Here is a 24,089-nt window from a genome sequence, read left to right on the forward strand (position 1 = left end):
GCATCGGGTGAACCACCAGGGAGGAGCGCGATGGCACGCGCCAACGAGGTCAAGGACAGGTTTCGCGCGCGGCTGCAGGCGGCCGACGAGCGCAGCAACGACTTCCGGCGGAAGCTGCTCGAGGACGGGTCCCGGGCGCTCCAGCCCGTCATGGGCGTGCTGAACCTGATGGCCGAGGTCCTCAACGAGGAGGACAACGTCCACGGCAGCATCACCGGCCTCGAGGCGAAGATCGATCAGGACAACTTCATCAGCCTGTGCGCGCAGCTGCGCGGCACCGAGTCCGAGCAGAAGATCAAGATCAAGTACGGTCCGGAACTCGGCGGCAGCAACTACATCTCGGTCTCGGGCCTGAACCAGCGCTACAACGAGCGCCTCGTGCCGGGGGCGGCGAGCTGCTCCATCGGCCGGACGGTTGGCAGCGACATCCAGCTCGACGAGCACCGGGGCGACGAGCTGGCCGAGGTGGTCCGCGAGGTCGTCGAGGACTTCTACGCGGCCCAGATCGAGCAGCGCAGCCACTTCGCCTCCGCGCGCTGACGCCAGCGGCGGCGCGAACCGATCCGCGCGCCGCCTGCATCCGCCGGCCCGCCCCCGTCCTCGGGGGGACGGCCGGACCCCGCCGAAGGGCTCGGCCCTTCGGAGGCCCCGCCTCAGTCGGCGATGAACTTCAGCCGGTGGTCGCGGTAGAGGTCGACGATCGCCGCGGCGGTCTCCTCGATGGACCGGCGGGTGACGTCGATCGTCGGCCAGCGGTTCTTGGTGAACAGCCGGCGGGACATGGTGATCTCGTCCGCCACCGCCGAGCGGTCGACGTAGAGGGACGATTCGTCGGCGTTGAGGCTCGACAGCCGGTTCTGCCGGATCTGCACGATGCGCTCCGGCGACGCGAACAGGCCGACCACGAGAGGCTTGCGGGCCCGCTCGATCGCCGGCGGCAGCGGCATGCCCGGCACCAGCGGCAGGTTGGTGGTCTTGAGGCCTCGATTGGCGAGGTAGATCGAGGTCGGCGTCTTCGATGTCCGGCTGACGCCGAGCAGGATCACGTCGGCCTCCTCCAGATTGTCCGGCAGGTTGCCGTCGTCGTGGGCCAGCGTGAAGTTCATCGCGTCGATGCGCTTGAAGTACTCGGCGTTCAGCATGTGCTGGGCGCCGGGCCGCGCCGTGGTCTCGGCGCCGAGATACGCGCGCAGCAGGTCGTGGACCGGCCGCAGCACCGACAGGCACGGCGAGCCGGTCTCCCGGGCGACCTCCTCCAGCCGCTCGCCGAGGTCGCCCCCCACCAGCGTGTAGAGGACGAGGCCCGGCGCGGCCCGGATCTCCGAGATCACCCGGTCGAGCTGCGCGGCCGAGCGCACCAGCGGGTAGACGTGCTCGATCGCCGACACGCCCTCGTACTGGGCGGCGGCCGCGCGCCCGACATTGATCAGCGTCTCGCCCGTGGAGTCGGAGACGAGGTGGAGGTGGAAGTAGCTGCGGCCCATTCCGATCGCCTCTGCGGTCGACCTCGCAGCCGACTTTGCGGTCGCCTCGCGCGGCGCCCACGTTGTCCACCGCCGGCCGCCAGGGGAGTCGATGAGTGTGGATAGGATGCCCCGCCGGGCCGGTCCAGGGCGATCCCGGTGCGCGCTGTCGACTCCGCCGTTCACAGGCAGATGATCGGGACGCGCCGAATCCGGCTCTCTGGACGAATCGGCCGCGAATCCGGCGCCCGTACACGACTCGGCGTTGCCAAGGCGCTGTCGGACCATCCGGTTCTCGCAAGTTGGCGGAAATCCTTTAAAGCCCCGTTAACGGCGCGGCGGCGGGGACCGCCTGTGGACGCTTTTGTGCCCCCGAGATTCGGCCCCCCAGAAGAAAAAACAGACTCCAAGATTCTCTCTTATCTTTTCGAAGGGGCCTGTGTGGGGATCGGCGCGCCTCGACTCGACAGGACGCCCGCCGACGGGCATGCGGGGTGAGGGATACGGGATGGGAGCGACCATGACGGGGACGGAGCGCGAGCCCGGGCAGACGACGTCGGGGACGACGTCCGAGCGCAAGGTGCTGCGGGTCCTCGAGGGCGAGGCGATCGGGCCGCCCCCCGCCTGGATGATGCGCCAGGCCGGGCGCTACCTGCCGGAATACCGGGCGACCCGGGCCGAGGCCGGCTCGTTCCTCGACCTCTGCTACAGCCCGGACTTCGCCGTCGAGGTGACGCTCCAGCCGATCCGGCGCTTCGGCTTCGACGCGGCGATCCTGTTCTCCGACATCCTGGTCGTCCCCCACGCGCTCGGCCAGGACGTGCGCTTCGTGGAGGGCGAGGGACCGCGCCTCGACCCGCTCGACGGTCGGGACGCGTTCGCGCGCCTGCGGGAGGCCGGCGACCCGGCGATCATGACCCATCTCGCGCCCGTCTTCGAGACGGTGACGCGGCTGCGGGCCGAATTGCCGGGCGAGACCACGCTGCTCGGCTTCTGCGGCGCGCCCTGGACGGTGGCGAGCTACATGATCGGCGGCCGCGGCACGCCGGACCTCGCCCCCGCGCGGGCGCTCGCCGAGGGCGACACCGCCCTGGTCGACACCCTGATCGACCGCCTCGTCGCCGTGCAGACCGAGTACCTCGTGCGCCAGCTCGAGGCCGGCGCCGACGCGGTGCAGATCTTCGAGTCCCACGCCGGCACCCTGCCGCGCGCCGTGCCGGGGACGGCCTCGGGCTCCGGCGGCACCGTCGAGCCGGTCGGCGACGTCGCCGAGAGCGCCTTGCCGGGCGCACCTGCCTCCGATGCCCTCACCCGCTGGTCGCTGCGGCCGATCGCCCGCATGGTGGCGGGCGTCCGCGCCCGGGTGCCGGGGGCGAAGATCATCGTGTTCGCCCGCGGCTCGGGCCTCGACGGCCACGCCCGGGTGGTGCCGGAGACCGGCGCCGACGCCGTCGGCGTCGACTGGGGCGTGGACCTGAAGGCCCTGCGGGACACGGTGCCGGCCGCGACGGTCACGCAGGGCAACCTGCATCCCGACACGCTGATCGCGGGCGGCGCGGCCCTCGACGCGGCGGTGGACGCGGTGCTCGCGGCGACCGCCGGCCAGCCGCACATCTTCAACCTCGGCCACGGCATCACGCCGCAGACGCCGGTGGCCCATGTCGAGCGGATGCTCGCGCGGCTGCGCGGCCAGGGCTGAGGCCGCGCGTGCTGTACGACTGGATCAAGGCCCTCCACGTCATCAGCCTGATCGCCTGGATGGCCGGGATGCTCTACCTGCCCCGGCTGTTCGTCTACCACGCGAGCCTTCCGCCCGGCGCGGAGGCGCAGTCCGCGACCTTCAAGGTGATGGAGCGCCGCCTGCTCAAGGCGATCATGAACCCCGCCATGATCGCCACCTGGGTGTTCGGGCTGGCGCTCGCCTGGATGAGCGGCTTCTACGCGAGCGTCTGGCTGCAGGCGAAGTTCGCGCTGGTGCTCGCGATGTCGGGCATCCACGGCTGGCTCGCCCGGATGGTCAAGGATTTCGCCGCCGACCGGAACACCCGTGGGCACAAGTTCTACCGGGTGCTCAACGAGGTGCCGACGCTGCTGATGATCGGCATCGTCATCCTGGCGATCGTCAAGCCGGGCCTCTGATCCCGCGATCCCGCGATCCTGTGATCCCGGCCGGAGCCTTTCCGCGGCCGGCCCGTTGGGAGGCCATGTCGAAGCCTCTCGTCCTCGCCCTCGCGCTGGCCGCCCTCGCGGGCCCGGTCGCGGGCGCGATCACCGCGTCCCCCGCCCGGGCCGCGAGCTTCCCGTGCGACAGGGCCGAGGCCCCCGACGAGAAGGCGATCTGCGCCCATCTCCCCCTCAACGACCGGGACGTCGAGATGGCGACCCGGTTCGAGATCCTGAAGAGCGTGCTTCCGATGGGCGGCCAGGCCAAGCTGCGCGACGACCAGGAGGCGTGGCTGACGGAGCGTCGCGCCTGCGGCGGCGACGTCGGCTGCCTGACGGCCGCCTACGACGCCCGGCTGAAGGTCCTGCGCGGGGTCCTGGCGGAATTCGCCAAGCAGGGCCCGTGAGGTCCCGCGCTCAGGCCGCGCGCGGCAGGGCCGCGGCGTCGACGCGGCAATCCGGCCGGCACGCCGCCACGCAGGCGCGCGCCAGCGCCTCGGTGGCGTCGACCAGCAGGCCCGACGGGTCGCTCCCGGCGAGCGCGAGCGGGATCTCCGTGCAGGCCATCACCACCCGGTCGCAGCCGGCCTCGGCCAGCGCCCGGACCTGCGCCTCCAGCAGCGGCGTCGCCTCGGCCACCCGGTGCGCCTTCACCAGCCGGATCGCCGCCGACACCGCGGCCTGACCCGCCTCATCGGGTGCGCGGCACGCGAGCCCGTGCCGCGCCAGCCGCTCCGGGTAGAGCCCGGACCGCAGGGTGCCGTCGGTGGCGAGCAGGCCGATCCGGCCGCCGCTCCCGGTCCGCGCCAGGGTCTCGGCCAGGGTCTCGGCCAGGGTCTTGGCCACCGCGTCGACGATGTGGAGGATCGGCAGGGCGGTCGCGGCCTGCAGCGCCGCGTGCCAGTGATGGGCGGTGTTGCAGGGGATCGCGATCCGGGTGGCGCCCCCGGCCTCGAGCCGCGCCAGGGCGGCGCGGAGCGCCGGCAGCGGGTCCGGGCCGGCGCCCAGGATCGCGTCGGCGCGGTCGGGGATGTCGACGGCCGAGCAGACCAGGGTCGGGATGTGGTCCTGATCGCGCCCGGCGGGCGTCGCCCGCACGAGCTTGGCCAGGAAATCCACCGTGGCCATCGGGCCCATCCCGCCGAGTACACCGAGCATCGCCGCCTCCGACCGTCGCGGCCGCCGTGATGGGCGGCGGCGGGGCGGGAATCCAATGCCGTGTCGGCACCGGCCATGCCGATCCGGCACCGGGCGCGCGGCGACGCCTAGGGTCCGGCCGCCAGGGCGGCGGCCGCGGCCCAGACCGCCGCGACCGCGCCGCCGCGACCGGCCCTGCGGTAGAGCCGGATCTCCAGCGGCGTGCCCGGCCCGGCCGCCACGAGGCTGCCGTCGGCGAGCTCGCGGGCGACGAGGCTCTCGGGCAGCCACGCGCGGCCGTGGCCCGCGAGGACCATGAACTTCAGGGCCTCCGCCATGGCGTTCTCGTTGACGTGGGCGGCCGCCGCCCCGTCACCGGCGAGCGCCGCGACCCGGCCCAGGAACGAGTCCCGGGGATAGCCGAGCCCGGGCCGGTCCGCGGCCGGCCCCGGCCGGTGCACCGGCACGAGGCTGTCCCGGCCGATGGACAAGTGCGGGAAGGCGGCCGGGTCGAGGGGGATCGGCACCAGGGGATGGTGGTAGGTCAGCAGCAGGTCGTAGCCGCCCTCGGCCAGCGCCTGCACGCAGGCGTGGAAATCGTCCGGCAGGAGCCGGCTGCCGAGCGGCCCGGTGCGGGCCTCGACGTCGCGGAACCAGCCCGGGAAGACGGTCAGCGCCAGGGTGTGGAGCGCCGCCACCGAAACGGTCCGCGGCGGCGGCCGGATCCGGGCGCGGAGCGCGTCGCGGCTGCCGTGGAGCCGCCGCACGGTCTCCTCGGCGGTCTCCAGGAACAGCCGGCCCTCCGGCGTCAGGGCCGTCGGGTAGGTGCTGCGGTCGACCAGCGCGACGCCGAGCCAGCCTTCGAGCGCCCGGATGCGGCGGCCGAAGGCCGGCTGGGTGACGTGGCGCTCGACCGCCGAGCGCGAGAAGCTGCCGGTGCGCGCGAGGCTCAGGAAGTCCTCGAGCCATTTCAGCTCCATCTCGGCTCCATCGCGCGGCGGTCTCAGAGCCGCGCCAGGAGCCGCTCCGCCAGCGGGTTCTCGGCCGCGAAGGCGTAGTCGACCCGCCGCACCGTGACGGCCCGCGCGCCGGCCTCGACCAGGGCGCCGGCGAGCTCGAACACCGCGGCCTCCCGGCAGCGCAGGACGATCTCGCCCTCCGGCCCCCGCGGCGCGCCGTAGGGCAATTCGGCCTCGTGCAGGCCCGCGATCGTGGCGAGGTCGATCGTGCCGCTCTCCGGCAGGGCGGCGCGCACCTCGCGGGTGGTCCGGGCGCGCTCCTCGGCGGCGATGCGGCCGAGCACCGTGCGGAGCGCGGCCCGCTGGCCCTCGCCCCAGGGGGCCTTCAGCGAGGCGACGAGGTTCGCCTCCGAGCGCAGGATGATGCCGTCGTCCAGCACCTTCAGGGCGTTGGCCGAGAGCGTCGCCCCCGTGGTGGTGATGTCGACCACGATCTCGGCCGAGCCCGCCGCCGGCGCCCCCTCGGTGGCGCCCAGGCTCTCGACGATCCGGTAATCGGCGACGCCCTTCTCGGCGAAGAACCGGCGGGTCAGGTTCACGTACTTGGTGGCGACCCGCAGGCGCCGGCCGTGGCGGGTCCGCATGCCGGCCGCGACCTCGTCGAGGTCGGACATGTCGCGCACGTCGATCCAGGCCTGGGGCACGGCCACCACCACGGTGGCGTTGCCGAAGCCGAGCGGCGTCAGCAGCTCGACCTGGTCGCGCACGTCCGGCAGGGTCTCGCGGATCAGGTCCTCGCCGGTGACGCCGAGATGGGCGGCGCCCGAGGCGAGCTGCGCGGCGATTTCGGAGGCCGAGAGGTAGCGCACCTCGACGTCGGGCACGCCGATGAGCTTGCCCCGGTAGTCGCGGGCGCCCGCGCCTTGAGCGAGCTTCAGCCCGGCCCGGCCGAAGAACGCGCTGGCATTCTCCTGCAGGCGGCCCTTGGACGGGACGGCGAGGATCAGCGGCATGGCGGCCGCGTCCGAGGCACTCATCGGCCGGCTCCCGCCACGCGCTCGATCCAGAAGGTGCATCCCACCGCCGGCAACGGCTCCGGGCTGCCGAGATGGCCGAGCAGGCCGTCGTAGCGGCCGCCGCCGACCAGGGTCGGGCCGTCCCGCTCGGTCACCTCGAAGATGAAGCCGGTGTAGTAGTCGAGGTTGCGGGCGAAGCCGCCCTGGAAGCGGAAGCGCTCGATCGGCAGGCCGCGGGCCGCGATGAAGCCGGTGCGCTCCTCGAACAGGTCGAGGGCGGCCGCGAGGGCGTCGTGCCGCAGGCCCGCGTCGGCGACGAGCGCCCGCAGGTCGCGGGCGGCGGCGTCCGGATGGCCGGCGATCGCCCGGTAGCGGTCGAGGAGCGCGCGGTTCTCGGTGTTGAGCCCGGCGCCGCCATGGGCCTGCGCGGCGGCCTTGGCGAGGAAGCGCTCGGCGATCTCGCCGGCGCTGCGCCCGCCCACCGCCGAGATCCCGGCGATCGCCAGCACGTCCTCCACGAAGGCGCGCACGCCCCGCGGGTCCTGGCCCTGGATCGCCGCGAGCAGGCCCGCGTGGGGATCCTCGGGACGAGTGCCCTCGGCGCCGTTGGTGACGGCGTCCAGCGAGCGCCCGGCGGCCAGCGCCCGGAGCGTCCGGCGCTTGGCGGCGGGCGGGACCGCGAGCCCGTCGAGGAGCGCCACGGTCAGGCCCATATCGCCGAGCCGCACCGCCGGGTCGGTCCGGCCGAACAGGGCGAGGCCCTCCAGCGCGAGGCCCAGCACCTCGGCGTCGGCCGCCGGCGTGTCGGTCCGCCCGATCGACTCGATCCCGGCCTGGAAGAACTCGTCGGGCTCGTCGGCGGCGAGCCGGAAGACCGGGCCGCAATAGCTGTAATCGGCCGCCTGCCCGTCGGCCTCCGCCCGGTGCAGGCGGCAGACCGGGATGGTGAATTCGGGCCGCAGGCACAGCTCGGCGCCGCCCGCATCCTGGGTGACGAAGATCCGCCGGCGGATATCCTCGCCCGAGAGTTCGAGGAACGGCTCCAGCGGCTGCAGCACCGGCGGCGTCACCGGCCGGTAGCCCGCCGCCGCCAGATGCGCGGAGAGCCGCGCGCGCGCCGCGTCCCCCGCCCCCGTCTCGCCCGCCTCCGGTCGTGTCATCGCGATCCACCTCGCGGGGCAATCCACCTCGCGGGCGCTCTGTAGCAACCGCGACCGGACTTGGCGACACGCACCCGGGAAGCGTGGGGCCGGCGCGCCGCGCAGGACTGCGCAGACCCCGCGCCGCGGCCGGATTCCGCTACGGCGTCAGTGACCGGACCGGCTCAGAGCGGCTCAGAGCGGCTCAGAGCGGCCGGAGGCTGCCGAGGCGCGCGCCGCGCGGGCGCCGGACCGGCTTGCGGCGGGCCAGCACGGTCAGGGCGGGCGCCCCCGCCATCCCGGCGCTCAGGATCGGCGCGCTGCCGGTCCCGGGCGTGGCCTGCGCGACGGCGCTGGGCAGCCGGCCGAGGACCGGCCGGGCGGCCCAGGCGGGTCCCGCGCCGGCGCAGACCAGGCCGAAGGACAGGACGAGGATCTTCGCGCGCATCCCGACATCTCCGCGGCACCGACCGACGACAACGCCGCCGGAGCCTCTGCGTTCGACGTGCGGTTCGACTTGCGGTTCGATGCGCGAGTGTCTCAGATCTCCGTTGACGGAAAATGCCGGGCCAGCACGGCGCGGACCTGCGCCACCAGGTCGGCCTCGGGACACGAGAATTGCGCGGGCCGCGCGGCCTTCCACTCGGCGTTGCTGGCGATGGACTCGGCCGCCCGGGCGCCCTCGATCAGGTCCTTGATCTGGACCTCGCCGGCCAGGCGCTCGTTCGAGCCCTGGATCACCGCCACGGGCGCGCGGCGGCGGTCGGCGTACTTCATCTGCGCCTTCATGCCGGCGGCGCCGAGGTAGAGCTCGGCCCGGATGCCGTCGGCGCGCAGGAGCGCGACGAGCCGCTGGTAATCGGCCATGTTCTCCCGGTCGAGGACCAGCACCACCACCGGCCCGGGGGCCTCGGCGCCGGCGATCAGGGGGCTGCCCACGAGCTGGAGCGCCGAGAACAGCCGCGAGACGCCGATCGAGAAGCCGGTGGCCGGGACCGGCTCGGCCCGGAACCGCCCGACGAGGCCGTCGTAGCGCCCGCCGCCCGCCACCGAGCCGAAGCGCACGGTCTGGCCGTCCTCGTTGGTGACCGGGAAGGTCAGCTCGGCCTCGTAGACCGGGCCGGTATAGTACTCGAGGCCGCGCACCACGCTCGGATCGGCCCGGATCACGTCGTGGCCGTAGCCGGCGGCGGCGCAGAGGCGCATGATCGCGTGCAGCTCGGCGATGCCCTCGCGGCCGGTCTCCGAATCGCCGACCGCCTCGTGCCAGCCGGCGAAGAACTTCTCCCAGAACGCCACCTTGTCGGCGCCGTCGCCGGCATCGGCCTGGAACGACACGTAGGCGAGGATCCGGCCGATCGCCGTGGCGTCGAGGCCCGCGCCCTTGGTGAAGTCGCCGCTCTCGTCCTTGCGGCCGCCGCCGAGCAGGTCGCGCACCCCGTCGACGCCGAGCCGGTCGAGCTTGTCGATCGCCCGCAGCACGGTGAGGCGCTGGCCGGCCTTGTCGAGGCCGGCGAGCCCGATCGCCTCCATGACGCCGTCGAGCACCTTCCGGTTGTTGACCTTGACCACGTACTGGCCGCCGAGCCCGAGGCGGTTCAGCGTGTCGGCCATCAGCATGCAGGTCTCGGCATCGGCCGCGACGCTGCCGGCCCCGACGATGTCGGCGTCGAACTGCATGAACTGGCGGAAGCGGCCCGGCCCCGGCTTCTCGTTGCGGAACACGTAGCCGGCCCGGTAGCTGCGATAGGGCTTGGGCAGCCCGTCGTAGTTCTCGGCCACGAACCGGGCCAGCGGCGCGGTCAGGTCGTAGCGGAGCGACAGCCACGCCTCGTCGTCGTCCTGAAACGAGAACACGCCGGCGTTCGGACGGTCGAGGTCGGGCAGGAACTTGCCCAGGGCCTCGGTGTACTCGACGAACGGCGTCTCCAGGGCCTCGAACCCGTAGAGCTCGAAGCTCCTGCGGATCGTCTCCAGCATCCGCCCCTGCGCGGCGATCTCGCCGGCGCGGCGGTCGACGAAGCCGCGCGGCAGGCGGGGCTTCAGGGTCTCGGCCTTCTCGGCCTTCGGGGTCTCGGGCTTGGACATGGGCGCATTCGCTCTCGCGGACCCGGAATCCGGGTCCCGCATCGAATCTTCGATCGTCTCCGGCGGGCGGAGATCCTGCGGCCGGGCTCTAGAGCATGCCGGGCGAAAGGGGAATTCGGTTCGTGGGCGCTCTGGCCGCCCGATCATCCAGCCCGATCATCCAGCAATGTCGTCCTTGCGGGCGGAGCGAGCGATCCAGGCAGCGCCACGCTTGTCGAGGTCGCGCCACCCTGGGTCACGTCGCTGCGCTCGTGATGACGGAAAGGGCGCATCGACCGGAGCGGTGAAGCGGAACCCTGCCGGAACTCCGCGCGCGCCCGTGCGCCTCTTCCCGGATCGGGTTCCGCTTCGCTCCCCCGGTCCGGCACAGGGCGCGGTTCACCCGGACCAAAGACCTCAGTACGGCGCCGTCAGCTTGAGCCAGAGCAGCGCCGCGAGACTCACCACGGCGATCGGCATCTGCAGCGGGCGCAGACGGGCATGCGACAGGGGCACCTCGCCGGCGCGCGCCGCGATCGGGTCGAGGATCCCGATGGCCGCGTAGCCGAGGATCAGCATCGCGAGGGCCGGCACCGCCTTGCCCATCACCGCCGCGAACAGGCTGCCCAGCCCGAGGCCGTAGAGGACCAGCATGGTGACGATCTGCGACACCTGCGGGCCGCCCTCGGTCCGGAAGCTGACGCCGCGGCGCACGCCGGCCAGGAACAGCAGGATCGAGGCGGCGTAGAGCAGGGTGAACAGCGCCACGAGGTAGTCGAGGGGTTTGCCGTTCAGCCACCATGCCACGGCGGCGCCGACGGCGATCGGCAGCATCGGGCCGAAGCCGAAGACGATCTCGAGCCAGGGGATCCGGCGCGGCTCGTGCGTGGTGAGGGTGCGTCCGGTGGCATCGTCGCGCATGGCGGTCTGGGGGAACTCTCGATTCGACGGTCTGCTGCGCCGCAGCACCGGGACAGGGAACGGCCGCGCACCGGCCGGGTTCCGAAACCCGGGTCCGGGCCCGGTTCGACGCGGTCCGTGTAGCGCCGCCGCGGCGCTCCGGCGAGGCCCCGCCGGTCCGTAAACGCGTCACCCGGTCGCCCGCGTCCCCGTCGGCGTCCCGGGCCAATGTCCGGGCCCTTGAGTGCGGGCGAGAAAGGCGTTATCTGTGTGGGGCCCTCATCACAAGGTCTGCGCCGCAGCGCGCCCGTGAGCCGCGAGGGTCCTGCCTCATCGGTTTCGCCAACCTGACCCCGGGCCCCTCGCCGCAGCGCGGCCCGCTCTCCGGTGCCCATCCCCCGGGCACCTGGCACTGAACCGGCCCTCCCACCACCTCCGTCGGTTGCAAGATACCCCCATGACGCCAAATCCCGACGCCCTCGCCGACGATATCGAGACCGCGGAGCCGGCCGACGCGCCGACCATGCCCGCCGCCCTCGAGGGCGTCCGCGAGGTCAAGCTCCAGGACCTCAAGTCGAAGACGCCGACCGACCTGACGGCCTTCGCCGAGGAGGTCGAGGTCGAGAACGCCTCGACCATGCGCAAGCAGGAGCTGATGTTCGCCATCCTGAAGCAGCTCGCTGCCAAGGAGGTCGAGATCATCGGCTCGGGCACCGTCGAGGTGCTGCAGGACGGCTTCGGCTTCCTGCGCTCCTCCGACTCGAACTACCTGCCCGGCCCGGACGACATCTACATCTCGCCGACCCAGATCCGCCGCTTCGGCCTGCGGACCGGCGACACCGTCGAGGGCCCGATCCGCGGCCCCAAGGACGGCGAGCGCTACTTCGCGCTCCTGAAGGTCAACACGATCAACTTCGAGAATCCGGAGAAGATCAAGCACAAGGTCCACTTCGACAACCTGACGCCGCTCTTCCCGACGAAGCGGTTCAAGCTCGAGCTGGACAACCCGACCAAGAAGGATTTCTCGCCGCGGATCATCGACATCGTGGCGCCGATCGGCAAGGGCCAGCGCGCCCTGATCGTGGCGCCGCCGCGCACGGGTAAGACCGTGCTGATGCAGAACATCGCGCAGTCGATCACCCTCAACCACCCCGAGTGCTACCTGATCGTGCTGCTCATCGACGAGCGGCCCGAGGAGGTCACCGACATGCAGCGCTCGGTGAAGGGCGAGGTCATCGCCTCGACCTTCGACGAGCCGGCCACCCGCCACGTGCAGGTCGCCGAGATGGTGATCGAGAAGGCCAAGCGCCTCGTGGAGCACGGGCGCGACGTGGTGATCCTGCTGGATTCCATCACGCGCCTCGGCCGCGCCTACAACACCGTGGTGCCGTCCTCCGGCAAGGTGCTGACCGGCGGCGTCGACGCCAACGCCCTGCAGCGGCCCAAGCGCTTCTTCGGCGCCGCCCGCAACATCGAGGAGGGCGGCTCGCTCTCGATCATCGCCACAGCGCTGATCGACACCGGCTCGCGCATGGACGAGGTGATCTTCGAGGAGTTCAAGGGCACCGGCAATTCCGAGATCATCCTGGACCGCAAGGTCTCCGACAAGCGCATCTTCCCGGCGATCGACATCACCCGCTCGGGCACCCGCAAGGAGGAGCTGCTGGTCCCGCCGGATTCGCTCAAGAAGACCTACGTGCTGCGCCGCATCCTCAACCCGATGGGCGTCACCGACGCGATCGAGTTCCTGCTCGACAAGCTGCGCCAGACCAAGAGCAACGGCGACTTCTTCGACTCGATGAACACCTGAGGCCGTCCCCGGCCGCGGGCATCGCCGCCGTCCCCGCGAGCGGAGCGATCCAGGCAGCGCCGCGGCGGCAAGCCGCGCGCTGGCCTGGGTCACGTCCCTGCGCTCCGGTCCCTCAGGATCGGGGAGCGGATGGGACGGGGGTCGCGCCCGCCGTGCGGGACGCCTGTCCCGCGGCGGCACGAAACGCGATTCCGGCCCGATCGGGCCGTTGACCGTCTCCTAACCGGCCTCTGCCAAGGTTCCATCCGGGCGCCAGGTAGCGTATCGGCCCCGCGACAGCCCCGCCGGCCGGTCCATCCCGGCGGCGGGGCTCGTCGCAGCCGGCTTGCACCGATCCCCGGATCCGTGACACTGGCGCGATGCCCCGCTCGCCCTGGACCGGTCCGGATCCGCTCCTCCTCGCCTCGACCAGCCCGACCCGGCGCCTCCTCCTGGAGAGCGCCGCCCTGCCGGTCGAGACCTCCGCCCCGGACGTCGACGAGCGCGCCCTCGAGGCGGCGAGCGCCGGCCTGTCCCCGCCCGACCTCGCCCTGCACCTCGCCCGCGCCAAGGCCGAGTCGGTGGCGGCGCGCCATCCCGGGCGGCTCGTCCTCGGCGCCGACCAGGTGCTCGACCTCGACGGCACCGTGTTCCACAAGCCGGCCGACGGCGCGTCGGCCCGGGCGCAGCTCGCCCGTCTGTCCGGCCGCACCCACGCGCTTCATTCCGCCGTGGTCCTGGCCGGGGCGGTCGAGGACGCCTTCGTGGAGACCGCGCGGCTGACCCTGCGCCCCCTCGATGAAAGGGCGATCGCGGCCTATGTGGACTGCGCCGGCGCGGAGCGCGTGCGGGCGAGCGTCGGCGGCTACCAGCTCGAGGGGCCGGGGATCCACCTGTTCGAATCGGTCGCGGGCGATCACAGCACCGTGCTGGGCCTGCCGCTTCTGCCGCTCCTCGCGCGGCTGCGCGCCGCCGGGCTTCTGGCTTTCTGAGGGAGTACCGCCTTGGCGGGACACGACCATTCGCACGGCGGCCACGCCCAGGGCGGTCATGCCCATGGCGGCCTCGGCGGCCACGCGCACGCGCCGAAGGATTTCGGCACGGCCTTCGCCATCGGCATCGTGCTCAACACCGCCTTCGTGGTGATCGAGGCGGCCTACGGCTACCTCAGCAACTCCATGTCGCTGGTGGCCGATGCCGGCCACAACCTCTCGGATGTGCTGGGCCTCGCGGCGGCCTGGATCGCCGCGATCCTGGTGCGCCGCCGCGCCAGCGCGCGCTTCACCTACGGCTACCGCGGCTCCTCGATCCTGGCCGCCCTGTTCAACGCCGTGTTCCTGCTCATCGCCATGGGGGCGGTGATCTGGGAGGCGCTGGTCCGGCTGGTCCACCCGGAGCCCGTCGCGGGCACGACCGTGATGGTGGTGGCGGCGGTGGGAATCCTGGTCAACGGCCTGACCGCGTGGCTCTTCGCCAGCGGCGCCAAGGGCGACATCAACGTCCGCGGCGCGTTCCTCCACATGGTGGCCGACGCCGCCGTCTCGGCCGGGGTCGTGGTGGCGGGCCTCGTGATCCAGCTCACCGGCCTCGCCTGGCTCGACCCGGCGGTCAGCCTCGTCATCGCCGCCCTGGTGGTCTGGGCGACCTGGGGCCTGCTGCGCGACAGCGTGGCCATGTCCCTCGACGCCGTGCCGCCGGAGATCTCCCCGGACGCGGTGACCGGCTTCCTCCTCGAGCGGCCGGGCGTCGCCGGCCTCCACGACCTGCATATCTGGCCCATGAGCACCACCAGCGTCGCCCTGACGGTCCATCTCGTGATGCAGGAGGGGCATCAGGCCCACCGCCAGCCCGGCAACGGCTTCCTCGCCGAGACCGCCGAGGGCCTGCGCGACCGGTTCGGCATCGGCCACGCCACCCTCCAGGTCGAGGAGGCCGGCGGCCCGGCCTGCCGCCTCGCGCAGGATTGCGCGGCGTGAGCGGCGCCCAGCCCCGCGCCTTCGTGGTCGGCCACCCGATCGCCCACTCGCGCTCGCCGCTGATCCACGGCCACTGGCTCGCCGTGCACGGGATCCCGGGCTCCTACGAGCGGCTCGACGTGGCCCCGGAGGCCTTTCCGGACTTCATCCGCGCCCTGCCCGCGTCCGGCTACCGGGGCGGCAACGTCACCATCCCCCACAAGGAGGCGGCCTTCGCGCTGGTGGACACGCTCACGCCGCGGGCGAAAACCATCGGCGCGGTCAACACCCTGGTGGTCGGGCCGGACGGGCGGATCCGCGGCGACAACACCGACGCGCCGGGCTTCTGCGCCCATCTCGACCACAGCCTGGGCGCGGCCTGGCCGGACCGGGCGGGCGGCACCGCCCTGGTGCTCGGCGCCGGCGGCGCGGCGCGGGCGATCGTGGTCGGGCTCGCCGAGCGCGGCCTGCGGTGCGTCTGGGTCGCCAACCGCACCGCGGCCCGGGCCGAGGCGGTGGCGGCCCTCGCGCCGGGCGTCGGGGCGGCGCTCGCCTGGGACGACCTGCCGGCGGCGCTTCCCGGGACAGGCCTCCTCGTCAACACCACGTCCCTGGGCATGAAGGGCCAGCCGCCGCTGGCCGTCGACCTGTCGACCCTGCCGGCGGACGCGGCCGTGGCCGACATCGTCTACGCGCCCCTGGAGACCGAGCTCCTGGCGGCGGCGCGGCGGCGGGGGCTCGCCGCCGTGGACGGGCTCGGCATGCTGCTGCACCAGGCGGTGCCGGGCTTCGCGGCGTGGTTCGGCCCGCGCCCCGCCGTCACCCCTGAGCTGCGCGACCGGATCGTGGCGGACCTCGCCGGATGACCCCGAAGGCCGGATCCGGACCCGTTATCCTCGGGCTCACCGGCTCGATCGGCATGGGCAAGTCGGCCACGGCCCGGATGTTCGCGGAGCGCGGCGTCCCGGTCCACGACGCCGACGCCGCCGTCCACGCCCTCTACGGGCCGGGCGGCGCGGCCGCCGCGGCGATCGGCGCGGCCTTTCCCGGCGTGCTCGGCGACGACGGCGGCGTCGACCGGGCGCGGCTGCGCGCCGCGGTGCTCGACGCGCCCGACCGGATGGCGGCGCTGGAGGCCATCGTCCATCCCCTGGTCCGGGCGGCCAGCACGAACTTCCTGGCGCGGCACGCGGCGGCGCCGCTGGTCGTCCTCGACGTCCCGCTCCTCTACGAGACCGGCGGCGAGGGCCGCTGCGACGCGGTCGCGGTGGTGAGCGCCCCGCCCGAGATCCAGCGCGACCGGGTGCTCGCGCGTCCCGGCATGACCGAGGCGGCCTTCGCGGCGATCCTGGCCAAGCAGATGCCCGACGCCGAGAAGCGCGCCCGGGCAGATTTCGTCATCGACACGGGCCGGGGTTTCGCCGCCGCCGAGGCCGCGGTCGCGCGGATCGTCGAGCGACTGACGGCGCACCGTGCGCCGCCGCACCGCGGCGACGGATGACACGCCCGGCGGATTGAATATCTGCGGTTGTGTTCCGGGGGGAATACGGACGGCAGGATGGACGTGATGGCGCGGCGCTGGGGCGGGATTGATCGCATTCGGTCGGGCGGCATCCGGGCCGCAACCCTTCTCGCGCTGCTGGCGGCCGGGCCCGCGCAGGCCCAGTACGCCGCCAACTGCCCGCCGCCGAAGAAGGTCGCGGCCGGCGCCTGCGTCACCGCCTGCCCGGGCGGCTACGAGGACCGGGGACCCGTCTGCGTCTACCGCAACACCTCTCGGTAGGGCGAGGCGCTCGACGGTTGGTCGACGGTGATGGACGGGGACGGCCGTGCAGGGCGGGTTAACCGCTCGGGCTTATCCCGCTAGGGTCCGCCCCCACCCCCCCGCGAGTCGCGAGACCCATGCTGCGCGAGATCGTCCTCGACACCGAGACCACCGGCACGGAGGCGAAGGGAGGCGACCGGCTGATCGAGATCGGCGCGGTGGAGCTCCTCAACCACATCCCCACCGGCCGGACCTTCCACCGCTACTGCAACCCGCAGCGGCCGGTCTCCGAGGGCGCCTTCAACGTCCACGGCCTGTCCGACGCGTTCCTCGCCGACAAGCCGCTCTTCGCCGAGATCGCCGGCGAGTTGCTGGCCTTCCTGGCCGACGGGCGGCTCGTGATCCACAACGCGCCCTTCGACGTCGGCTTCCTCAACATGGAATACGCCCGGCTCGGCGCGAACGCCCCGCCGCCGATCCAGCTGGAGGACGTCGTCGACACCCTGCCGATGGCCCGGCGCAAGCACCCGGGCGCGGCCAACAACCTCGACGCCCTCTGCAGCCGCTACGGCATCGACAACACCCGGCGCACCAAGCACGGGGCACTCCTCGACGCGCAGATCCTGGCCGAGGTCTACGTCGAGCTGCTCGGCGGCAAGCAGACCAGCCTCGGCCTCCTGGAGGCCGCGACGGCCGCCCCGGTGGCCGGCTCGGCGGCCCTGGCGTCGGCGGCTCCGGCGGCGCCCCGCCCCTACCGGTCTCGCCTCACGGATGCAGAGCGCGCCCGGCACGATAGCTTCCGCGCGAGCCTCGGTCCTGCCGCGATCTGGGCCGAGTATATCGGGGCGGACGATCCGGCCTGATCGCCGGTCCGTCCCGCTCTCCGATCCGCACGCCTGCCGCGCGCCGCCGGCTGTTGCCGCATCGCACAGGGGCGTTTATTGCAATGCACAAAACGCCGTCGACGGAGCCTCTCGCGGGGTGACGGAGGCTGGCCCGCGCGGTGCCGGTGCGCTCCCTCGGGGGAGGCACGGGCGCGCCGGATCCGGCCGTGACGGAGATGCTGAGGCAGTGAGGCGCGCACGCATGACCGAGGATTTCGGCAGTCGCGACGGACAGCGCGACGACAAGACCGGCCCGTCACCCTTCGCCGACATGATCGAGGCCACCCGCCTGACCGGCCTCGGCCGGCTCGAGGAGGCGACCGCCCTCATCCAGCGCAGCCTCGGGGGGCAGAAGGCTCCGCCCGCCGATCCGCCGGCCGCGCCGCAGCCTCCCGCGCGCCGCGACGCGCCTTCCGCCGAGACGCGCAGTCCCGCGGCGGAGTCCGGGACGCGGATGCGCGAGGTGGTGGGGCAGGTCGTGCGCGGGCTCGCGCCGGTGCTGAAGGGCCTGGGCAACCCGCTCCGGTCGCCGGCCCCGCCGCCCGCCGACCGGGCGGGCGGGACCGGGGGCCGCTTCGTGTCCCTGACCCATGCCGAGCCCGCCGGCACCCGCGAGTACAAGCTGTTCATCCCGAGCCACCCGGACCGGGCGGCGCCGCTGATCGTGATGCTGCACGGCTGCACGCAGAACCCGGACGATTTCGCCGCCGGCACCGGCATGAACACCCTCGCCGAGCGCGCCGGCGTGTTCGTGGCCTACCCGGCCCAGAGCCGCCAAGCCCACGCCCAGCGCTGCTGGAACTGGTACGAGCCCCGGGACCAGGGCCGCGGCGCGGGCGAGCCGGCGATCATCGCGGGCCTCACCCGCGCGATCATGGCGGAGCACCCGATCGACCCGGCCCGGGTCTACATCGCCGGCCTGTCGGCCGGCGGCGCCGCCGCCCTCAACATCGCCCGCGCCTACCCGGATCTCTACGCCGCCGTCGGCGTGCATTCGGGCCTCGCGGCCGGCTGCGCCCGGGACCTCGGCTCGGCGCTGATGGCCATGCAGGTCGGCGCCCCGGGCCTCGGCGCCCCGACCGCCTTCGGCACCCCGGCGCCCGCGACCCGCGTCCCGACGATCATCTTCCACGGCGAGGACGACGGCACGGTGAGCGTGCGCAACGCCGACCAGGTGCTGGCCCAGGCCAAGGTCGCCGGGCTGACGCCGCGGTCGGAGACCTTCGAGGGCCGCGGCCACCCCTTCACCCGCACCCGCTACCGGGACGAGGCGGGCCGGGTCGTGGTCGAGGATTGGCGGGTGCGCGGCGCCGGCCACGCCTGGTCCGGGGGCCGCCCCGACGGCAGCTACACGGATCCCGAGGGGCCCGACGCGTCCCGGGCGATGCTCGACTTCTTCGCCGAGCACCGGCTGGGACCGGCGGGGCGCCCGTAAGGGGTTTCCGGAGGGCCGCGCGCGCTGGCGGGTTGTCAGGACGCGGCCCTGCTGTATCGCAGGGCGCTGCCCTGCTCCCACAAAAGGTCCCGGACCTTTTGAATCCAGGACCTCCCATGAGCACCACCCCCGCGCCGATCCCGACCCTCCAGGGCCTCGCCGAGGTCGCCGACCGGTACGACCTGATCCTCTGCGACGTCTGGGGCGTGCTGCACGACGGCCAGACGGCCCACACGGCCGCCGGCGAGGCGCTGATCCGCTTCCGCGGCCTCCCGGGCGCGCGGCCGCGCCGGGTCGTCCTCGTCTCGAACGCGCCCCGGCCCGGCGACGGCGTCGGCCGCATCCTCGACCGGTTCGGCGTGCCGCGGGAGGCCTACGACGCGATCCTGACCTCGGGCGACCTCACACACGACCTGATCGCCGCGCGCCCGGGTGCCCGGATCCGGCATCTCGGGCCGGAGCGCGACCTCGGCATCTTCCAGGGGCTCGACCTCAGCCTCGTCCCGGAGCCGGAGGCCGACCTCGTCGTCTGCACCGGCCTGTTCGACGACCGCAGCGAGACCCCCGACGATTACCGGCCGGAGCTGGAGCGCCTGGCGGCCCGCGGGCTGACGATGATCTGCGCCAATCCCGACCTCGTCGTGGAGAGCGGCAACCGCCTGATCCCCTGCGCGGGCCTGCTCGCGGCGGCCTACGCGGAGATCGGCGGCCCCGTGGTCTACGCCGGCAAGCCGCACCGCCCGGTCTACGAGGCGGCGCTCGCCAAGGGGGCAGCGCTCACCGGGGCCCCGGTCGATCCGGCGCGGGTCCTGGCGATCGGCGACGCGATCCGCACCGACATCGCCGGCGCCCGCGGCTTCGGCATAGCCAGCCTGCTGGTGGCCCGCGGCATCCACGCGGAGGAACTCGGCGTCACGGCCGCGCATCACCGGCTGGGCGACGTCGCGGACTGGCTCGGCCGGCAGGCGGTCCATCCGGACGCGGTGATCGAGCGGCTGGTCTGGTAGCGCCCGACGCGCGGGCGCGGGCGGGCCGTTCGCGTATTGCCGCCAGTCTAACCCTCTGAAATCCGCGACAAGCTTGACACCGCGCGGGAAATTGCGTGGATTCGCGCGTGTGAATCGGTCCCGCGCGCAGCAATCAGCCCCGACATCCGCTTCGCTTGTCGGGCGATCCGCCCGGGAGACCTGTCCGGACGGGGTGCTCGCGACGATCGGGACCGGCGAGACGGCGGGTCTTGCGTGACCCTCGTCTCCGGACTGCCCGACTTCCTGCTCTATCTCGGCACCGCGACCGGGCTGATCGGCCTCTACCTGCTGATCTACACCCTCGCCACCGCGCACAACGAACTCGCGCTGATCCGCCGGGACGTGACGGCCGCCGCCGTCTCCCTGGGCGGAAGCCTGGTCGGCTTCACCCTGCCGCTGGCGGTGGCGATCTACAACGCGCGGTCCCTGCTCGACTGCCTGATCTGGGGGCTGATCGCCCTCGTGATCCAGATCGGGATCTACTGGCTCGTGCGCCTCGCGGTGCCCGACCTGTCGCGGCGCATCGAGGAGGACCGCGCCGCCGCCGCGATCCTCCTCGGCGCGGCCTCGCTGGCGGGCGGCGTCGTGAACGCCGCCTCGATGACCTATTGAGGGGCCGGTGACGGAGACCGCGCCCGCTCCCGACGCGGACGACGTCGCCGCCGGCGGGCCCGGGACCGGCTTCGCCGCCGCCCGCCGCTCCAAGCGCTCGGCCGCCGTGTCGCTGGTCCTGGTCGCGGGCGCCGGCGCGGCCGCCCTGACGCTCGGCGGCCTCGACCCGTCCCAGCGGGAGGAGGAGGCGCTCGTCTACGGGACGCTCGGCGCCTGCATCGCCCAGCAGCTGCGCGGCGCCGAGGCCTGCATCGCCGCCTACAAGACCGCGCAGGAGACCTACGCGGCGACGGCCCCGCGCTACGAGACCGAGGCCGATTGCCAGCGCCACCACGGGACCGGCGGCTGCACGCCGGGCGCGCAGGTCACGGAGGCCGCGCGCGGCCGCTACCTGCCGGTGATGGCCGCCTTCATGATGGGGCGCACGGACGCGCAGGACCTGCCGGTCCAGCCGCTCTACCCGCACGCGCCCGAGGAGGAGCGCGGCGAGGCCGGGACCGCGACGGCCGGGCACGGGGGCGGCTACTGCACCGGTGCGGGCGGCCGGGTCGCCTACGCGGGCGGCGCCTCGCGGGTCCACGTCCCCGCCTCGGTCGCCCGCACCACGAGCGCGACCCCGCGCACGATCAGCCGCGGCGGCTTCGGCGGCACCGGGCGGGCGACGGCGTTCTCCGGAGGCTCGGGCGGCCGCGCGGGCGGATCCGGGGGCGGCTGATGCGCCGCGTGCCGATCCCGGAGCGGCCCGACTGGCGGCTCCACGCCGCGCGGGCCGGCTTCACCTTCCACACGTTCGACGGCGCCCCCTACTGGGACGAGAGCGCCTACTACGCCTTCGGCCTCGCGGAGATCGAGGACGCCATCGAGGCGCCGAGCGCCGCGCTGCACGAGCTCTGCCTCGCCTTCGTGGACCGGGCGGTCCGGGACGCGGCGATCCTCCGCTCGCTGCGGATCCCGGAGCACGCCTGGGACGCGATCCGGGCGAGCTGGGACCGGCGCGATCCCGGCCTCTACGGGCGCTTCGACTTCAGCTACGGGGGCGACGGGCCGGCCAAGCTCCTCGAGTACAACGCCGACACGCCCACCGCCCTCTACGAGAGCGCGGTCTTCCAGTGGCTGTGGCTGGAGGACGGGCTGGCGCGGGGGCGCCTCCCCGCCGGCGCCGACCAGTTCAACACCCTGCACGAGGCGCTGGTGGCGCGCCTCGCCGCGGTGGCACCCCCGGAGGGCGTCGCCTTCGCGGGCTTCGCCGACGCGCCGGAGGATCGCGGCACGCTGGCCTATCTCCAGGACTGCGCGCTCCAGGCCGGCCGCGCCGCCCCCTTCCTGCCGGTCGAGGCGATCGGGCTCGACGCGGACGGGCGCTTCGTGGACGCGGCCGGCGCCCCGATCGGCTGCCTGTTCAAGCTCTACCCGTGGGAGTGGATGTTCGCCGACCCGTTCGGCCGCGCGGTCGGCGCGGCCACGACCCGGTTCCTGGAGCCGCCCTGGAAGGCGGTGCTCTCCAACAAGGGGCTGCTGGCGCATCTCTGGGCGATGGCGCCGGGCCATCCCAACCTGCTGCCGACCTATTTCGAGGAGGATCCGGCCAAGGCCGCGCTGGGCCGGAGCTTCGTGAAGAAGCCCCTCTACGGGCGCGAGGGCGCCAACGTGCTGATCGTGCGCGACGGCGCCGTCGCGGCGCGCGACGAGGGGCCCTACGGCGGCGAGGGCTACGTGCGGCAGGCCCTGGCGGAGCTGCCCGATTTCGCGGGCCGCCGCGCGCTGGTCGGCAGCTGGATGGTCGGCGACCGGCCCGCCGGCCTGTGCCTGCGCGAGTCGGACGGCCTCATCACGACCGACCGGGCCCGGTTCGTGCCGCACCTCATTGACCCGTGACCTGGTCCCGCGCCGCCGCGGCTCACCGGCCCAGCGCCGCGAGCTCCCGCCGCATGTTCGACCGCGCCGGCCCCTCCAGCTCCGCCCGGGCCCGGACGGTGACGAACAGCGGCCGGCCGGATGCGAGGGCCCCCCGCAGGAAGGCCGCGCGCCCCTGCCGGTAGGCGGCCGCGCCCACGACCGGGACGAATTCCCGCGCCACGCCGGCGGCGTAGCCGTCGTAGGCGGCGGGCGCCGCCCCCAGGATCGCCATGTCCAGGTCGAGGAAGAGCGCGACGTCCGCGGCGAGCGCGGCCGGGAGACCGTCCGGGACGGCGTGCCGCTCGGTCGCCAGGATCATCGTCTCGGCCGCCGCCAGCGTGGGCGCCGGGACCGCGCCCTCCGGCAGCGCCCGCAGAAGCGCGGCACTGCGGCGCTCGTTGTCCGCGGCGCCCGGCCGGTAGACGGCGTCGTGGAACCAGATCGCCAGTTCCACCGCGTCGGGATCCCGGACCGTCCCGCGGCGGGCGCGGAACGCTTCCAGCAGCGCGTCGATATGCGCCTGGCCGTGATAGACCCGGTGCGGCTCGGCCAGCCGGGCGCGCAGGTCAGCCAGGATGCGGGGATGGCCATCGAGCATCGGCCGATGCTCTACCCGATCCGCCGCCGCGGGACGAGGCGGATCGCGCCGCAGGCCCGGGAAGACGCTCCGGGCACCCGCGATGGACTTCACGGCCTCGCGCTCCGACGCCCCGCGAGATCATCGTCCCCGTGACGATGATCGGGGATGTGATCGTCGAACGCCCCGATAGACGCGCCGCTGTCGATCCCGAGAGATCTATTGGGCGCGATCGACCCGATCCCGCATCTGGTCTTCGCGCGGAACGCCGGCTACAGGGGCAGAACCATCCGGAGGATCCCCAGCGCCCATGAGAGCGACGAGCCTGAGAACGACGACTTGGTTGATGCTGACGGCGCTGCTCGCCGCCGCCCCGGCCCATGCGCAGGCCCCCGCCCCGGCACCGGCGGGGCCAGCGACCAAGCCCGAGAGCGATCCGGCTCAGGAGACGATCCGCAAGCTCAACGCCTATGTCGGGCTCCTCAACCGGACCCTGCGGGCGCAGGAATCGCTCGGCCGCTATCAGAGCTGGGTCAACATGAAGACCGGTCCGACCGGCCGCGAGCGGATCATCTACGGCCTCTACGGGCTCTACGACGTGCGCGGCGAGATCGCGAAGGCGGAGGCCGCGACGGCGCAGCCGCCCGCGATGCCGGACCTCGACGGCGCCGTGAAGACCTACATCGCCGCCTATCAGGCGCTCGCCCCGACGGTCACCGAGGCGGAGGGCTACTACGAGCGGCAGGATTACCGCGCGGACAAGATGGAGCAGGGCAAGGCGCTTCACGCCAAGCTCGCCGTCGCGGGGCCGGCCTTCCTGGCGGCGCGCGCCAAGGTCGACGCCGCGCTGCGGGTCGAGAAGGAGAAGAGCGACGCGCTGGAACTCGCCGCCCTCGAGGCGCGGGAGGGCCGCAAGGCGCGCTGGCACGTCGCGAACGTGATGACCGCCTGCCGCAAGGTCATGGACCTGCTGCCCACCGACGCCAAGCCGGTCGTCGACATGGCGGCCTTCGACGCCGCGCTCGGGCGCTACGCCGTCGCCGTGAAGGACATGGACGGGTACAGCGCCGCCAACCCGAACTCCTTCCACGTGTTCGAGAGCCGGCCGCGCGCGCTCCTGGGCAAGCTGCGCGAGTTCGACGACAAGCTCGCCAAGGCCAGGGGCGACGCCCGGCGCGGCGCCGGGCGCGACGTGACCTGGATCGTGAACGACTACAACATGATGGTGTCGACCGCGCAGACGGCCACGACCTTCTCGCGGTGACCGGGGGCGTCCGGGGGCGTCCGGGGGTGTCCGGGCCCCC

The 24,089-nt window shown here is 73.7% G+C and carries 26 protein-coding genes; 17 read left to right on the top strand and 9 right to left on the bottom strand.

The features are described from left to right. The first annotated feature begins 30 nt into the window (after positions 1 to 30). Positions 31 to 540, top strand: a complete 510-nt coding sequence (locus ACX9MN_RS25960) for a hypothetical protein (RefSeq protein WP_020094045.1) — start codon at positions 31 to 33, stop codon at positions 538 to 540. Positions 541 to 653: 113 nt separating this feature from the next. Here the strand turns inward: ACX9MN_RS25960 and ACX9MN_RS25965 are convergent, their stop codons facing one another. Continuing rightward, positions 654 to 1,484 (bottom strand): pyruvate, water dikinase regulatory protein, encoded by an 831-nt coding sequence (locus ACX9MN_RS25965; protein ID WP_020094046.1) that lies wholly within the window; start codon positions 1,482 to 1,484, stop codon positions 654 to 656. 499 nt (positions 1,485 to 1,983) lie between these two features. Between ACX9MN_RS25965 and ACX9MN_RS25970 the strand changes: the two genes are divergently transcribed. The 3 genes from ACX9MN_RS25970 (at position 1,984) to ACX9MN_RS25980 (ending at position 4,033) form a co-directional block, all read left to right on the top strand. Continuing rightward, on the top strand, positions 1,984 to 3,162 hold the full coding sequence (locus ACX9MN_RS25970; protein WP_489725833.1) for a uroporphyrinogen decarboxylase: 1,179 nt from the start codon (positions 1,984 to 1,986) through the stop codon (positions 3,160 to 3,162). An 8-nt stretch (positions 3,163 to 3,170) separates the two neighbouring features. Continuing rightward, positions 3,171 to 3,602, top strand: a complete 432-nt coding sequence (hemJ, locus tag ACX9MN_RS25975; protein WP_020094048.1) for a protoporphyrinogen oxidase HemJ — start codon at positions 3,171 to 3,173, stop codon at positions 3,600 to 3,602. A gap of 65 nt (positions 3,603 to 3,667) precedes the next feature. Next, positions 3,668 to 4,033, top strand: coding sequence for a lysozyme inhibitor LprI family protein (locus tag ACX9MN_RS25980; protein ID WP_020094049.1), 366 nt, complete (start codon positions 3,668 to 3,670; stop codon positions 4,031 to 4,033). 10 nt (positions 4,034 to 4,043) lie between these two features. On the opposite strand, the gene cuyB is transcribed toward ACX9MN_RS25980, so the two are convergent. From cuyB to ACX9MN_RS26015, 7 genes are all read right to left on the bottom strand, one after another. Beyond that, on the bottom strand, positions 4,044 to 4,784 hold the full coding sequence (gene cuyB / locus ACX9MN_RS25985) for a cysteate racemase (RefSeq protein WP_489725834.1): 741 nt from the start codon (positions 4,782 to 4,784) through the stop codon (positions 4,044 to 4,046). Between the two features lie 107 nt (positions 4,785 to 4,891). Further along, positions 4,892 to 5,743: a LysR family transcriptional regulator gene (locus tag ACX9MN_RS25990; protein ID WP_489725835.1), complete on the bottom strand. Its 852-nt coding sequence runs from the start codon at positions 5,741 to 5,743 to the stop codon at positions 4,892 to 4,894. 23 nt (positions 5,744 to 5,766) lie between these two features. Continuing rightward, positions 5,767 to 6,759, bottom strand: a complete 993-nt coding sequence (gene hisG, locus ACX9MN_RS25995; protein WP_091680945.1) for an ATP phosphoribosyltransferase — start codon at positions 6,757 to 6,759, stop codon at positions 5,767 to 5,769. Then, entirely contained in the window at positions 6,756 to 7,898 is a 1,143-nt protein-coding gene (locus ACX9MN_RS26000; protein WP_489725836.1) for an ATP phosphoribosyltransferase regulatory subunit, read from the bottom strand. Before ACX9MN_RS26000 ends, hisG begins: the two co-directional genes overlap by 4 nt. A gap of 184 nt (positions 7,899 to 8,082) precedes the next feature. After that, positions 8,083 to 8,325 carry a hypothetical protein gene (locus ACX9MN_RS26005; RefSeq protein ID WP_091926955.1) on the bottom strand — a complete coding sequence of 81 codons (243 nt, stop codon included), beginning with the start codon at positions 8,323 to 8,325 and terminating at the stop codon, positions 8,083 to 8,085. A 92-nt stretch (positions 8,326 to 8,417) separates the two neighbouring features. Beyond that, on the bottom strand, positions 8,418 to 9,965 hold the full coding sequence (gene hisS, locus ACX9MN_RS26010) for a histidine--tRNA ligase (RefSeq protein WP_489725837.1): 1,548 nt from the start codon (positions 9,963 to 9,965) through the stop codon (positions 8,418 to 8,420). 396 nt (positions 9,966 to 10,361) lie between these two features. Beyond that, positions 10,362 to 10,865, bottom strand: a complete 504-nt coding sequence (locus ACX9MN_RS26015) for a DUF3429 domain-containing protein (protein WP_091978948.1) — start codon at positions 10,863 to 10,865, stop codon at positions 10,362 to 10,364. A 436-nt stretch (positions 10,866 to 11,301) separates the two neighbouring features. Here ACX9MN_RS26015 and rho point away from each other — a divergent pair, with 436 nt between their 5' ends. The 12 genes from rho to ACX9MN_RS26075 all read left to right on the top strand — a co-directional run bounded on the left by rho (position 11,302) and on the right by ACX9MN_RS26075 (position 22,187). After that, positions 11,302 to 12,654 carry a transcription termination factor Rho gene (gene rho / locus ACX9MN_RS26020; RefSeq protein WP_056533627.1) on the top strand — a complete coding sequence of 451 codons (1,353 nt, stop codon included), beginning with the start codon at positions 11,302 to 11,304 and terminating at the stop codon, positions 12,652 to 12,654. A 359-nt stretch (positions 12,655 to 13,013) separates the two neighbouring features. After that, positions 13,014 to 13,625 (top strand): Maf family protein, encoded by a 612-nt coding sequence (locus ACX9MN_RS26025; protein ID WP_489725838.1) that lies wholly within the window; start codon positions 13,014 to 13,016, stop codon positions 13,623 to 13,625. Positions 13,626 to 13,637: 12 nt separating this feature from the next. After that, on the top strand, positions 13,638 to 14,609 hold the full coding sequence (locus tag ACX9MN_RS26030; RefSeq protein WP_489725839.1) for a cation diffusion facilitator family transporter: 972 nt from the start codon (positions 13,638 to 13,640) through the stop codon (positions 14,607 to 14,609). After that, positions 14,606 to 15,454: a shikimate dehydrogenase gene (locus ACX9MN_RS26035; protein WP_489725840.1), complete on the top strand. Its 849-nt coding sequence runs from the start codon at positions 14,606 to 14,608 to the stop codon at positions 15,452 to 15,454. The genes ACX9MN_RS26030 and ACX9MN_RS26035 overlap by 4 nt, the downstream gene beginning before the upstream one ends. After that, positions 15,451 to 16,089, top strand: a complete 639-nt coding sequence (gene coaE, locus ACX9MN_RS26040; protein ID WP_489725841.1) for a dephospho-CoA kinase — start codon at positions 15,451 to 15,453, stop codon at positions 16,087 to 16,089. Before ACX9MN_RS26035 ends, coaE begins: the two co-directional genes overlap by 4 nt. 57 nt (positions 16,090 to 16,146) lie before the next feature. Next, positions 16,147 to 16,371 carry a hypothetical protein gene (locus ACX9MN_RS26045; protein ID WP_489725842.1) on the top strand — a complete coding sequence of 75 codons (225 nt, stop codon included), beginning with the start codon at positions 16,147 to 16,149 and terminating at the stop codon, positions 16,369 to 16,371. A gap of 119 nt (positions 16,372 to 16,490) precedes the next feature. Beyond that, complete coding sequence (gene dnaQ / locus ACX9MN_RS26050; RefSeq protein WP_447682129.1) at positions 16,491 to 17,216, top strand: DNA polymerase III subunit epsilon; 726 nt, start codon at positions 16,491 to 16,493, stop codon at positions 17,214 to 17,216. Positions 17,217 to 17,439: 223 nt separating this feature from the next. Beyond that, positions 17,440 to 18,672 (top strand): extracellular catalytic domain type 1 short-chain-length polyhydroxyalkanoate depolymerase, encoded by a 1,233-nt coding sequence (locus ACX9MN_RS26055; protein WP_056533617.1) that lies wholly within the window; start codon positions 17,440 to 17,442, stop codon positions 18,670 to 18,672. 116 nt (positions 18,673 to 18,788) lie between these two features. After that, positions 18,789 to 19,679: a TIGR01459 family HAD-type hydrolase gene (locus ACX9MN_RS26060; protein WP_489725843.1), complete on the top strand. Its 891-nt coding sequence runs from the start codon at positions 18,789 to 18,791 to the stop codon at positions 19,677 to 19,679. A gap of 234 nt (positions 19,680 to 19,913) precedes the next feature. Beyond that, positions 19,914 to 20,312: a DUF350 domain-containing protein gene (locus ACX9MN_RS26065; protein WP_489725844.1), complete on the top strand. Its 399-nt coding sequence runs from the start codon at positions 19,914 to 19,916 to the stop codon at positions 20,310 to 20,312. A gap of 7 nt (positions 20,313 to 20,319) precedes the next feature. Continuing rightward, positions 20,320 to 21,027 carry a DUF1190 domain-containing protein gene (locus tag ACX9MN_RS26070; RefSeq protein ID WP_489725845.1) on the top strand — a complete coding sequence of 236 codons (708 nt, stop codon included), beginning with the start codon at positions 20,320 to 20,322 and terminating at the stop codon, positions 21,025 to 21,027. Next, positions 21,027 to 22,187 (top strand): glutathionylspermidine synthase family protein, encoded by a 1,161-nt coding sequence (locus tag ACX9MN_RS26075; protein WP_489725846.1) that lies wholly within the window; start codon positions 21,027 to 21,029, stop codon positions 22,185 to 22,187. Before ACX9MN_RS26070 ends, ACX9MN_RS26075 begins: the two co-directional genes overlap by 1 nt. A gap of 22 nt (positions 22,188 to 22,209) precedes the next feature. Here ACX9MN_RS26075 and ACX9MN_RS26080 read toward each other — a convergent pair whose 3' ends face one another. Next, positions 22,210 to 22,806, bottom strand: a complete 597-nt coding sequence (locus ACX9MN_RS26080; RefSeq protein WP_091978935.1) for an HD domain-containing protein — start codon at positions 22,804 to 22,806, stop codon at positions 22,210 to 22,212. Positions 22,807 to 23,095: 289 nt separating this feature from the next. On the opposite strand from ACX9MN_RS26080, the gene ACX9MN_RS26085 reads away from it, so the two are divergent. After that, complete coding sequence (locus tag ACX9MN_RS26085; protein WP_489725847.1) at positions 23,096 to 24,049, top strand: YiiG family protein; 954 nt, start codon at positions 23,096 to 23,098, stop codon at positions 24,047 to 24,049. The last annotated feature ends 40 nt before the right edge of the window (positions 24,050 to 24,089 follow it).

Source organism: Methylobacterium sp. 1A (assembly GCF_058072805.1).